The organism is Paenibacillus sp. UMB7766-LJ446, from assembly GCF_030226665.1.
GTDB classification, from domain to species: Bacteria; Bacillota; Bacilli; order Paenibacillales; family Paenibacillaceae; genus Paenibacillus; species Paenibacillus vandeheii.
In genome coordinates this window covers 359,357-371,383 of record NZ_JASOYM010000001.1, presented here as the reverse complement: position 1 = coordinate 371,383, position 12,027 = coordinate 359,357, and the positions used below count along the sequence as shown (strand labels likewise).

Below are 12,027 nucleotides of genomic sequence, written 5' to 3'. Positions count from 1 at the left end.
TGTAATAAATCAGATTTCAAGATCAGCTACTGTTGATTTAGCTAAGTCTCCCAACTTACCAATGATATCACTTCTAACTGTGGAGTAAATATCCTCGTTAAGCATTACAGATTGTGTTGACCGGAATAAATTTGTTTCTGAGGTCGAAAATGAGAACCAAAGAAATCTCTTGTTATTTTGTTCAGAATTAAGCATGAATGCACCTATTTTAAAGGCTACGTCTCCATTATCCGCTTGAGAAGCAACCCCTAATAAAAAATTAGAGTTTGTAGCACTATGGCTATGTGTAGAGAATAATTTAAATATATCGTTATCATCCGATAAATTCTCAAGTGCTTTTAGAGTAGCTTCTACGAGAGCTATTTCATCATTTGTTGCGTATGCTCTCAAGATATCTATAACCACCTTATCTACAGTGAACGAAGAACCAGAAATTTCTTGTTTTGTGAAATCGAATCCCTGAATTACAAAACCAATTTTTGATAAAACATCTGTGTAGAATCTAAAAAAGTTTTCAGTATCGGTGAAGCGGTCGTATTTTTTCATAGCGGCTGCTTGTGCTAAACACACAGCATTTTTGAGGTCATTTCTGCTTTGTCCACTCACATTTGCGGTAAAAGCAATAATCGTATCTCCTACTATACTTGCTCCTGGCTTAGCGGTTTCTTCTTCTAAAAAAATTGTTCCTTCAGTATTAGTGAAGTCCAGATTTCTAAGTAGTGGATGGACTTCAGCTAATTCTAAATTATTAATAAATAATTTGTTTTTCTCAGTTGTTGACATGTTTGTTCCTCCTTGTATTTTAATTTCTATGTTAGTATTGAATTAAAATAAAAAAAAATACATGATTTTTCATTTTTTTAGATGGTACCTGTGTAGCCATATGAAAAAAATGTTTAAAGGTAGCATTTAAAATTATAATTATCACATTAATTTCAAGCTATATATTATGAACTCGTAAATAGTAGTAAATGAGAAATGAAATAATGTTATCTTTAATCCATATAATAACGTAAATGAGAAGGTCGCTCTTAGGAGCGGCCTTTTTGTATTGGAGGTAAGAAAGTGGAGGGGAACTATTACAGTAGGAACGAACCGGCTATTCCAAGAGTGTCGGAAAAGCAGCCGGAACAATGTCGTGGATGTGGATGGGGAACGTGGACAGGTGTCAATCAATTGTGCATGCTGCCTTCTCCTAAAAAATCTAAGCTGAAAGGGGTGAAATGTAATGAAATTCGTACAACCCATCCGTGACCCAGTGAAGTTGAAGACGATAAAAACTAATTTGAAAGAAAAGAATGAGAGAAACTACATCCTTTTTCAAGTCGGGACTAATACCGGGTTCCGAATATCGGACATACTGCCATTAAGAGTCAGAGACGTTAAGGGTAGTCATATTCTGATCTATGAAAGTAAAACAAGGAAAGAGAAGAAGGTTTTGATACGTAAATCACTGCGCAGGGATCTGGATGCATACATTGCTGGAAAAATGGACTGGGAGTACTTATTCCCTAGTCGCAATAGAAAATCAACTTCTGATCAGAAACCGATCACCAGGAGTATGGCATATAAAATCATTAGAGATGCGGCTGTTGAAGTTGGATTAACTGAAATAGGAACACATTCAATGAGAAAAACGTTTGGGCACAAATTTTACAACGAAAAGAAGGACATAGCGTTACTAATGGATCTGTTCAATCACACAGAAGAAAAGGTGACTTTGAGATACATTGGCATCCTTCAGGACACCTTGGACGATGCATTAGAGGACTTTGAGCTGTAACGAATTCACTTCAAACAGGTAACGATGAATTCAAAATGAGGAAAACGGTAGAAAACTGGTAGTGAAAAGGAATCTAAGCAATTAAGGAATTACACACAATACGTATTAAGGAGAACTTGATTTACATTTTATAGCTGGTTAAGGCTGGTTGTGCCAAGGTATGTGGCGTTCAACTGCTCAAACTCATTCGTAACGTTTGACTATTACTGACCTTAAATAGGAATTCCAACTCAATTGCATGAAAGTGGTGATAATTTTGTGAGCAGGAAACAGAATCCGAATCGGAAGAAAGCGTTCAAAATATGGAAAGATAGCGGCGGGGCGATGAAGCCGAAAGAGATTGCGGAAAAGTTGGGCATTACACCTGAATCAGTCCGAAAGTGGAAATCACTTGATCAATGGGAAGGGAAGATGGCTAACAGTAAACCTGGCGCTCCGCGTGGAAATCAGAATGCTAAGGGAAATAGGGGAGGCAAGGGCGGGCCTCAAGGGAATCAGAAAGCTGTAACACATGGTTTGTTCCGCAAGTTCGAACCACAAGATCCTGAGTACCTAGAACTCATAGATATTGTTCAGCAAATGGAACCTATAGACATGATCTGGCATAACATCACCCAGGGATTCCGTAAGATCATTTGGGCGCAGCGTATCTTCTTCATCAAAGACAAAGAGGACATGACAAAAGAATTGAAGCGTGAGAAGCCGGGTGAGTTTGGCGATGAATACGAATGGGAAATTCAATTCGCTTGGGATAAATACGCTAGTTTCATCAAAGCAGAAGCTACAGTCATGCGTGAGATTAGGGGAGCCATCAAACAATTCCTTGATATTGCACCACAGGAAGATGAACGCCGATTAAAACTGGATCAGATGCAGTCAAAAGTTGATAAAACCCGCCTTGAGATCGAGAAACTGAAGAACGGTGATGGAGATACAGAGGATGATCTGATCGAAGATTGGGTAAAGGCGGTGGAGTCTGGTGAGTAAAGAGTCCCCGCAAACGAAACGCCGCTTTGCTGCATTCAAAAAGAGAATCCCTGAGTACCGGAAAAATCCGGTGCTTTTTTGTGTTGAAATGTTAAAATTCACCCCGGACGAATGGCAATCTGAAGTTCTGATGGACATTGCCGGTAATCCTCGTGTTTCAGTGCGATCAGGCCAGGGTGTTGGAAAAACAGGTTTGGAGGCAGCGACAGCATTATGGTTTCTCTCTTGCTTCCCATTTCCGAAAGTTATATGTACAGCTCCGACACGTCAGCAGCTTCATGATGTCCTTTGGGCAGAGATTAGTAAGTGGCAAGAGAAAAGCCCGGTGCTCAAAAAGATACTGAAGTGGACAAAGACTAAGATTTACATGCGAAATTACGAGGAAAGATGGTTTGCTACAGCCCGGACAGCTACTAAGCCCGAGAACATGCAGGGTTTCCACGAAGACTACATGCTTTTCATTGTGGACGAAGCTTCAGGGGTTGAGGATCGAATCATGGAAGCGATCCTGGGTACACTCTCAGGAGAATTCAATAAGTTGCTCATGTGTGGAAACCCGACTCGGACCAGCGGTGTGTTTTATGATTCTCACAACAGGGATCGGGCAGATTACAACACGCACAAAGTTTCCTGTCTGAACAGCCCTCGGACAAGTAAAGAGAATATAGCTATGCTCGAGCGGAAGTATGGAAAAGGTTCTGATGTATGGCGTGTCCGGGTAGAAGGTGAGTTTCCGCGAGGAGAGTCGGAAACGTTTATTGCACTGGAAGTAGCTGAATTCGCCGCAAAAGAAGTTAAACTTGCCCCTGCTGGAGATATATTAACCATCGGATGTGATGTTGCACGTTTTGGTGATGATGAAACATCTATATATGCAGGGATTGGGCCGGTGACGGTTGGGGAACATCATCATTTCAAAAAGGATACAATGGTTACTGCTGGCTGGGTGTTGAACTTGATAAGAGAATTGTTGCCACAGTACCCAGAAGTCGTTCAAACGAGAATCAGAATAGATGATACCGGTGTAGGTGGTGGTGTCACGGATCGTTTGAATGAGGTTATAGCAGAAGAAGGACTCCCGTATGAAGTCATTCCAATTAACAACGGATCATCATCTTTGGATGAACATTATGGAAACCTGGGCGCTGAAATGTGGGCGTATATAAAGGGGCGATTGGAACAAAACATGAGCAATTATATGAACAACGATTCTGCGGTCTTACAATTACCCGATGATGACGTACTTACTTCCCAATTGACCGCAAGGAAATGGTCAATGACCAGCAAGGGTAAGATACTACTTGAAAGTAAGAAGGACATGAAAAAACGAGGGCTCAAGTCACCGGATAGAGCTGACGCATTTGTTCTCACCTTTGGTGAATATTTGCTGGGGGCACCTCAGTCTATAATGATTCCGACAATAAATAGTGTGTCAGTAAAAAGATAAACTGAAACCTCACAAATAAAACGATTAAGATTAAATCAACCAATCAGGAGAAATCAATTCGCCGCTATAGCGCACAGGTATATGTCTATGGAGAACATCCGTTTACCAATGCAATCAGCAAGCAAGCTGAAAATTTTTATAATGTAGATAAGGAAGGTGAACTAAAAGAGATGGACCGCCTGCTTACTCTTCTATGGGAAAGCCTTTTTCTAATCAACGTGAGGTTATTCTAAGAAGTTATTCGGATGATGAGGGAGAGTTCGATTACATTGGTTGTGGGGAAATAAGGGGAAGTGAAAGTACTTATCGAAGAGAGAAGGGTGAAGCGATCAGTATCTTGGGTGCTGCTTTAAGGCTTGAAGAGTTTAAAGAATTTGAGGTCGGCTAAATGTCGGCCTATTTTTTGACTTTTGTTTTGATAATATTGGAAATAAAAAGGAGTGTAGGGCGTAAAATGAGAGAGAAACTTTATAATTTGTTTATAAAACGAGTACCAGTTGACGTAGAAGGAAATGCAAAGGTAACAGAGACAGAGGAGATAAAGCTCCTTAATGTTTTTATTGCAGTATTTATAGCATGGTTTGTATACGGTGCTGCCCTCTTCTTTTATAAAGATCGTGGTGAATTTGGAGATATGTTCGGTTCAATCAATACAATTTTTTCTGGGTTTGCTTTTGGAGGTATCATTTATACAATATACCAACAAAGAGCTGAATTTAGGTTACAACGTGAGGAACTTCGCCTTCAAAGAGAAGAGGTGGCTAAGACAAATCAAGCTATGACTGAGCAAATAAAGGCAGCTAATATACAAAGGTTTGAGAGTACTTTTTTTAACATGATTAACCTACATAATGAAATAGTTAAAGGTGTCGCATTTAATGATCACGAAGGTAGACTTGCGTTTGAAATGATGTATAACTTTTTGTTGAGTAATAGAGCAGACGAAAAATATAAAAAGTTTGAAACGAAAGTGAGAAGTTACACTGCTCTTACTTATCATGAGGACTTTAACTTAACTAAAAAAATATGCAATGATTTTTTTGGGAGAAATGAAAAAACCGTTGGACATTATATGAGAAATTTGTATAACATTTTTAGGATGATAGATGAGAATGAATGGATTGATGATGTATACGAGAAAAGAAAGTATTCAAGAATTATTCGTTCTCAATTGTCAGCTTATGAATTGTTGTTGCTGTTCTACAATTGTTTTCAAGGAAAAGGTGAGAATTTTACGGTTTATACTGAAAAGTATAATTTGTTTGATAATTTAATATATGAGCAGTTAGTTGAGAAAAACCATCTAGAAATGTATAAGGAGATTAGTCAGAATAACTTGACCGCTTAATGACTGGAAAATGACCACTTTCTTGTCGCTCGTTGGACTTTAGACGTGATATATTTGTATTGTGGAAATGGAGCGAGAATGAAACGCACAGCTGCAATAGCGGCATATGACTGGGGCGTTCCTCTTCTCGCCTTTTCTATTTAACCTTCTTCCGGTTTAAGCTATTTTTAATAGAAAGGAGATGGTCACATGATGCTGGTGAGTTGGATAATTAATATGGTGGGAATAGTGATATCTGGGATAGGTTCCTGGTATGCATACAAGGGAGCACCGAGAGATACAATTGGATTTGAAGGTAACTATTCTTTCCCATATACCAGAGAAGAATCAGGAGAAATTATTAAAGATTTCAGTAATCGTCAGAAGTTCTCTCGGCTTGGATTTAAGCTTTTGAGCATCGGCTTTGGATTACTGGCAATTGCTCAGTTATTTGTTTTTCCTTTTAACTGAAATTAGTGAGTTAAACAGAGAACAGAGAATAGAGAAGAGAACGAGAAGAATTAGCATGGTGAGTTAGGATTTCAAAATTTGACCTTGCTTTGGAATCATCAGTAAAATGATCTTGTTCTTACTCTATAGTTACATAGTACGTATGCATTTAAAGGAAAGAGCGCAGCGCATTTGCTGCGGACGGTACGGACGCCAATCTTTTAAAAGCGTCACACGATTTGACAAAAGCGTCATTTTATACACCATAAACGTATGTTGATTAGCCATTATTGTACATATAACAGCCAAAGTCGTTCCTTCACTGGATCGGCTTTTTTTATTGGAGGAATTGAAGTGATCAGGAGAAGACGGAAGAAGATACGCATTCGCCCCAACAAGTAGCCAGAGAAGTGCAAAGGTTGTGTAGGGGGTATATAGGATGGAGTTAAACAGTTTTGTAGTAGACCCGTTTGTACTAAAACGTAGTTTATTGTCACATATTGTATCATTTTGAGAATCCGGTTATTATTGTTCAGGGGAGTTGAGAATTATGAACAGTAAAAGCAAGGTTCAGAATCCACTTACGATAATAGCGATATTTGCGGGTATTGCGGAATTAGCTGGTACAACAGTTTTGCTTGGACTACCGATAGAAATACAAAGAGTCTTTGTTTGGTTTGTAATGGGTTTTCCAGTTGGACTTGTTTTTACATTTTTTTTAGTATTGGTGTTAAAGCATGAAGTTCTCTATGCTCCGAGTGATTTCACAGACGAAAATCACTTCATCGGTTTATGGAAAAAACGTAAAGATATAGATACAGAACTTAATGAAACTACTACTTTATTAGAACAAATGAAAGAACTAACAAAAACAACCACAGAGAACTCTACTGATGAAAAAATTAAAGAATTAAAAGATAAATTGGATGAAGCTTTAGAGAAGATTGAAATTGCAAAAATGAACAATGAATCGGATAGTCATGGAAGACCTTCAACAATTCGAAGAAGTATGTCTTATGCATTGGTCTCTGAACAAGTAGAAAAGATCGTACTTTCCGTAATTAGAAGATCTGATAATGGACTAGCTAGAAAACATATAATACAAGACACTGGTTTAAATCCATCTTATGTAACATTGTCACTTGATTCGCTAATGGATAAGAACCTTGTTTCTAAATACAAGGATAACTATGTTTATATCGGTTCTTAGAGGCACCCATTATGGTGCTTTTTCTTTTGCCCTGAGCCGTTCTGATATGAGAACGTCCGTTTTGCAGGGATCAGTCCAATGAAGAGCGGAAAACAGGCGCTGAGTGTGCCTACGCAAGCATATGATGGTCACCCAAACGTTGAAAACAACTCAACACAAATGCTATTGGAAAATTTAAGCGGATATGTGTTATTATAAATTTCTAAAGGCGTATGCCACCAGCGTAGGTTCGATTCCTTGCCTCTCCCTACTTCTAACTCATCTCACATCAAACTGGTACCTTGCAAGCTTGATTTCAGGTTTAATAGGTGCTGCAATGTGTGACTGGTTCAATTCCCTGAAAGTGAAAGGAATGTTGCAGATGAGATATACCGTATTAACGCTGTCCCTGGTGGCTTGCGGGAGAGAATGGTTGCTTGGTTATAGCTTTAAACCTAGGGACAGCATCCAAAAACAATAGGTCATCTCGCTAACGAGGTGGCTTTTTTTGTGGTTATTAATACACTGACTAATCCGAAGTTTGCTCTTGACCGCCTTCGCCTTTTGTATAATACTGGAATTTATTGTGTCAGAAAGAATTGAGAGGATGTGTAACTTGAACAAATTAATGAGACATTCAGATTGGGCATTGCTTAGTCTGGCGATAGCAGTCTATCTTTATGTTACCTTTGAAACAATTTACTCTACAGGGGAGCAGTCGCTAGAAGAAAAAAGAGATTTGTATAGAATGATGTCTAGTACTAACATTACATTGGCATTAGGCTTAGCTGCTATACTGGTCGCTGTTGTAGCATTAAATAATAAAGAACTCTCTAATGAGAAGGTGAAAAGATCTTTAACGGTTGGTATTACAGCGTATTTTCTGTTCATTTTACTAAATTCAATTCAGTTAATGTTGAGCTACTCTAATAATTCTCTGGAATCAATAGATATAAGGAATATGTTTGTTGTGTCAAATATTTGTTTTGTATCATCGCTGGTTTCAGCATTTTCTCTTATGAAACATGTAATCATGAGAATCAGTAAATGAATTCTATAAACGACTGTGGCTTATCTGCTACAGTCGTTTTTTATTTCACTAAAAGGGTTTCCAATATGAACATCAAAATCGTGCCAATCGATCAGATTAATGCGGCAACAAGGCGTGGACACATCCCTTTTCCTATGATGAGGTGAACCTGATGTAACTGTCGGCGATATTGAGATATTCCAACTTTGATGCGTGTATACTGAGGATCAGGGAGATCATGGTGTGTGGAGTTCCAAACTGGTTACCCATGTTGTGGAGAAGAATTCGAATATGCCCAGTTTACAAGTGAATTTGGGAAAAAAATAAAGCGCCAAAGTTTGCATGTGAGTATTTAAGCTCCAGCCGAGGTCATTCCGCAGTCAAAGTTGGGGATAGGAAAGATGGTAGGCTAGTCTGTACTAAAGAAGTATTAAATTAATTAACCTTTTTAAGGGAGGTACTGCTATGAGTGTTATCATCCGCAAGCGCAATGACGGTAACAATCTTGTGGTTAACATAGGTGATTTAGGTGATGCGTATAAGATGAATGATAGAGAACATTGCCAGACAATTCAGCAGATATTCAATGAAATGAAAGCTGCGATTATCAAAGGTCAAAAAGTGAAATTTGAGAAAACGCTTGTTGACGGCAAGGGAGAAGTAAGTGAAGATATAACACAGTATGATTGGATTGATAATTTATTTGGCACAGAGGAGAAATACACGACTGTTGGACAACTTAACGAGCTAAAGGAACAACTTGATGAAATATACAAGATCAATAAAAAAGAGTAGTCACCTATTGGGGTGATTTTTCTTTTGAAGGAAAAACCTTCCTGACGTCGAAATATGATGTCGAAGGAGAGTGATTATATGAATCCAACTCAAGAGAAAAACCAATTGATTAACACTCTATATCATTTCAAGCGGATATTGCATTTTTCTTATTCTGATGCTTGTGAGGCTTATAGTACACTGGAGAAGCATGATGAAACGACAATTTATATCATTGCTCAAGGTTACTTGTCCATGTCTCAACAAAATCATATAGAGTTATTACGAATCTATCGGGAAAATGAACTGGATCGTGGAGAAATAGAAAGTTATTTTAAAGCTTATGAAAGTTATATCTTTGAGTTAAAACAAGTCATTACTGACAAGGATACAAACACATCTTGGTTAAGCAGCACGCATGACAGTTTAATTGAAGCATGGAAGTCAACTGATGCGTTCATTCAACAGTGGATCAATAATACGATTTAGTATCACTAACACCCATCGTGGTGCTTTTTCTTTTAGTCTCATGTAACAGAAAGAAAGCTGTATCTTGACTATTTTATTGATAACCTTCGCATGCATATGATGGATATGTAAAGGTGGAGACCAATTACACCCGTTAGAAGTAACATAAAACATCTAATCAGCAGAAAAACTATAAAGATGCTCCAACCCTGTATATAGGATTGGAACTTCTTCATAGTTATTGACTGATTAATAAAGGGATAGTATTGTGTTGTAAAAAAGAGACAATAATTAATTTTTATTCTTTTCTTTTTCTATCTCTTGAATTACTAAGGAGTGTCTATTAAATTCATCCTTTTTTAAATTAGTTAAAAGTAGAATTAGCATGGAAAAAATAAATAATATTCCACATACAGTAATAAAAGAGTTTGATGAATTTAATGTATAGATCAATCCTTTGTGGCTATTCGTTATGTTTGTTAACCATCCTAATTGATCTATTTCTTTTAAAGAAGTATTATTTTGAGCGAAGCTAAGCACTGCAACTTGGATAGAAGCAGTAAGAGTAATTACAGCAATACCAACCGTGATTATTAGTTTACTTGCTAACTCTATAACACTATTTATAAATGAATCATCATGTTTAAGTTTTCCATTATCAATCTCCATCTTGGAGAAAATAAATTTTCTGGGTGGGAGGCTTCTATACTTTTCATACAATTTCTCTATACTCATTAAAGGAGAGATAAGTTCTTTGTTTAAGAAGTTAAAGCTTTCTTTTAGTTTAATATTAGAAAAGGGGGAGTTTATTTTTTTGATAAATAGATGGTAGCTTATTATTACATAAGAAACTGTAAAGATAGCGAACAGAGCAATTACAATATACGAATTCATCCTAATCAACCTTCCGTTTTTGCTGATATTAATACTATCGGAATGTAAGTGGAATTTTTTTATATGGTGATGGAGATGAATGTATGGAAACAAAGATTAAATCCGTAGTAACTTCGTACAAAACGAATGATATTATAAATCCATAGAAGTATGAAGAACTTTAGAAGGCAAGGAAACTTTTCCTGCCTTCTATTTTTATGTCTGGAGGTGAAACATTGAAATGGTATCATAAAGCAGTTTATTCATTTGCGAATTCGGTGCTTCCGGCTGCGGTAAAGCGTCAGATGATGGGTTTTGGCAGGATGACCTCACCAAGATCGTCAAACGGATGGGATATATTCAATTGGCTCCCGAAAAAGTACCAGAGTGCTCATAATATTGATCTGACCAAACTACAGAATCACACAGCAGAGGAACTACTTGAGATTCTTGTATCTGTTCATCCTGATATTTCGCATGCGCTCTACAACTTTCTGCGCATGGGTGACACACCACTTACATTTACAGCAAAGAAGCAGAATGGTAGTGACGATAAGAATGGGCAGAGGGCTTTGGATGCAATCAAGAACTTACTGGATTCTCCACTTCCTTCACCTGGTTATCAGCATGGAAGGTCGTTAGATAAGCTTGATACAATTCAGCGGATGATGATTATGGTACGTGGGGCTTGTGCTGGTGAAGTAGTTCTAAACGAGCGCTGTAATGATGTGATTGATATCATACCTGTTGACCCTGCGACAATTTGGTTCAGGAGAGAAGAAGGGACAAATCGACTTATTCCTTGGCAATATATCAAGAACCCACGTCCTCGTGCTGGCGAAGAATGGTTTGGTCAGTATAAGAAGATCGATACGCCGACATTCATTTATGAAGAGTTCGATCCGATGATAGATGATCCGTATGGTCGAACACCGATATTACCTGTTCTTCAAGCGGTGTTTTTTCATTTACAGGTTTTGCAGGACTTGAAGGCAGTTGTTCACAATCAGGGATACCCAAGACTGGATATTTCCGTGGTTGAGGAAGTTTTATTAAAAAACACGCCTAATCAATATAAGAATAATCCTGCTGGTCAGCAAAAGTGGTTGACTGAACGTATGAGTGAAATTATGGGACATTTTAATTCGCTTAATCCAGATGACGCTATGATTCATTGGGATAGTGTGAAAGTTGAATATCTCAAGGGTGGCAATTCAGGGCCGATGATCGATATCAAGAAATTGATTGATATTATCGATACTCAGATGGCAACCGGATTGAAGACTTTGCTTACATTACTATCTAGGCATCAAGGTTCCACTGAGACATACAGCTCCGTGGATACACAAATATATATCAAGTCAGTAGAGTCCGCTCGAAACGTAACCAAGCGTTTTTGGAAGCGGGCTTTTTCTATGGCTGCAAGAGTACGTGGTGTTCAAACGCATGTAGAAGCAGATTACGCTCCGATTGATTTGCGTTCTGAAATGGAACGAGAACGAGATTTAAGGGCGAAGCTGAACAATTATGTACTTGCTGAAAAAGAACGTTACATCACGCCTAAAGAGGCGGCTGTTGAAGCACGGTGGATAATGGGACTTGATCCTAATATTCCGCTTGAATTAATTTCAGAACTGGAGAATAAACACTCTCCGACACAAACGCAGCCTTCTGTCACTTCGCAGAATGAGTGAGTTTG

The 12,027-nt window shown here is 38.1% G+C and carries 13 protein-coding genes; 11 read left to right on the top strand and 2 right to left on the bottom strand.

Annotated elements, in window-relative coordinates; all coding sequences use genetic code 11:
- Positions 1–9: 9 nt before the first annotated feature.
- Positions 10–783 carry a hypothetical protein gene (locus QP794_RS01715; RefSeq protein WP_285074644.1) on the bottom strand — a complete coding sequence of 258 codons (774 nt, stop codon included), beginning with the start codon at positions 781–783 and terminating at the stop codon, positions 10–12.
- A gap of 445 nt (positions 784–1,228) precedes the next feature.
- Between QP794_RS01715 and QP794_RS01710 the strand changes: the two genes are divergently transcribed.
- From QP794_RS01710 to QP794_RS01665, 10 genes are all read left to right on the top strand, one after another.
- Positions 1,229–1,783, top strand: coding sequence for a tyrosine-type recombinase/integrase (locus QP794_RS01710; protein ID WP_285074643.1), 555 nt, complete (start codon positions 1,229–1,231; stop codon positions 1,781–1,783).
- Positions 1,784–2,041: 258 nt separating this feature from the next.
- Positions 2,042–2,770 carry a phage terminase small subunit gene (gene terS / locus QP794_RS01705; protein ID WP_285074642.1) on the top strand — a complete coding sequence of 243 codons (729 nt, stop codon included), beginning with the start codon at positions 2,042–2,044 and terminating at the stop codon, positions 2,768–2,770.
- Complete coding sequence (locus tag QP794_RS01700) at positions 2,760–4,217, top strand: DEAD/DEAH box helicase family protein (RefSeq protein WP_285075189.1); 1,458 nt, start codon at positions 2,760–2,762, stop codon at positions 4,215–4,217. The genes terS and QP794_RS01700 overlap by 11 nt, the downstream gene beginning before the upstream one ends.
- A gap of 193 nt (positions 4,218–4,410) precedes the next feature.
- A complete protein-coding gene (locus QP794_RS01695) occupies positions 4,411–4,605 on the top strand; it encodes a hypothetical protein (RefSeq protein ID WP_285074641.1) in 195 nt (64 codons plus the stop codon).
- Positions 4,606–4,671: 66 nt separating this feature from the next.
- Positions 4,672–5,565: a putative phage abortive infection protein gene (locus tag QP794_RS01690; protein ID WP_285074640.1), complete on the top strand. Its 894-nt coding sequence runs from the start codon at positions 4,672–4,674 to the stop codon at positions 5,563–5,565.
- A gap of 189 nt (positions 5,566–5,754) precedes the next feature.
- Positions 5,755–6,015, top strand: coding sequence for a hypothetical protein (locus tag QP794_RS01685; protein WP_285074639.1), 261 nt, complete (start codon positions 5,755–5,757; stop codon positions 6,013–6,015).
- A gap of 529 nt (positions 6,016–6,544) precedes the next feature.
- A complete protein-coding gene (locus QP794_RS01680; protein ID WP_285074638.1) occupies positions 6,545–7,204 on the top strand; it encodes a hypothetical protein in 660 nt (219 codons plus the stop codon).
- Positions 7,205–7,799: 595 nt separating this feature from the next.
- Complete coding sequence (locus QP794_RS01675; protein WP_285074637.1) at positions 7,800–8,234, top strand: hypothetical protein; 435 nt, start codon at positions 7,800–7,802, stop codon at positions 8,232–8,234.
- A gap of 444 nt (positions 8,235–8,678) precedes the next feature.
- Positions 8,679–9,008 (top strand): hypothetical protein, encoded by a 330-nt coding sequence (locus QP794_RS01670; RefSeq protein ID WP_285074636.1) that lies wholly within the window; start codon positions 8,679–8,681, stop codon positions 9,006–9,008.
- 78 nt (positions 9,009–9,086) lie between these two features.
- Positions 9,087–9,476, top strand: coding sequence for a hypothetical protein (locus QP794_RS01665; protein ID WP_285074635.1), 390 nt, complete (start codon positions 9,087–9,089; stop codon positions 9,474–9,476).
- A 270-nt stretch (positions 9,477–9,746) separates the two neighbouring features.
- Here the strand turns inward: QP794_RS01665 and QP794_RS01660 are convergent, their stop codons facing one another.
- Positions 9,747–10,349, bottom strand: coding sequence for a hypothetical protein (locus QP794_RS01660; protein ID WP_285074634.1), 603 nt, complete (start codon positions 10,347–10,349; stop codon positions 9,747–9,749).
- Between the two features lie 215 nt (positions 10,350–10,564).
- Here QP794_RS01660 and QP794_RS01655 point away from each other — a divergent pair, with 215 nt between their 5' ends.
- Positions 10,565–12,022, top strand: coding sequence for a hypothetical protein (locus tag QP794_RS01655; RefSeq protein ID WP_285074633.1), 1,458 nt, complete (start codon positions 10,565–10,567; stop codon positions 12,020–12,022).
- Positions 12,023–12,027: the final 5 nt, after the last annotated feature.

What these genes read in the sequence shown, in the direction of transcription:
- QP794_RS01715 (WP_285074644.1), bottom strand. Translation starts at nt 783, where the DNA reads ATGTCAACAACTGAGAAAAACAAATTATTTATTAATAATTTAGAATTA.
- QP794_RS01660 (WP_285074634.1), bottom strand. Translation starts at nt 10,349, where the DNA reads ATGAATTCGTATATTGTAATTGCTCTGTTCGCTATCTTTACAGTTTCT.
- QP794_RS01690 (WP_285074640.1), top strand. Translation starts at nt 4,672, where the DNA reads ATGAGAGAGAAACTTTATAATTTGTTTATAAAACGAGTACCAGTTGAC.
- QP794_RS01670 (WP_285074636.1), top strand. Translation starts at nt 8,679, where the DNA reads ATGAGTGTTATCATCCGCAAGCGCAATGACGGTAACAATCTTGTGGTT.
- QP794_RS01665 (WP_285074635.1), top strand. Translation starts at nt 9,087, where the DNA reads ATGAATCCAACTCAAGAGAAAAACCAATTGATTAACACTCTATATCAT.
- QP794_RS01680 (WP_285074638.1), top strand. Translation starts at nt 6,545, where the DNA reads ATGAACAGTAAAAGCAAGGTTCAGAATCCACTTACGATAATAGCGATA.
- QP794_RS01685 (WP_285074639.1), top strand. Translation starts at nt 5,755, where the DNA reads ATGATGCTGGTGAGTTGGATAATTAATATGGTGGGAATAGTGATATCT.
- QP794_RS01695 (WP_285074641.1), top strand. Translation starts at nt 4,411, where the DNA reads ATGGGAAAGCCTTTTTCTAATCAACGTGAGGTTATTCTAAGAAGTTAT.
- QP794_RS01710 (WP_285074643.1), top strand. Translation starts at nt 1,229, where the DNA reads ATGAAATTCGTACAACCCATCCGTGACCCAGTGAAGTTGAAGACGATA.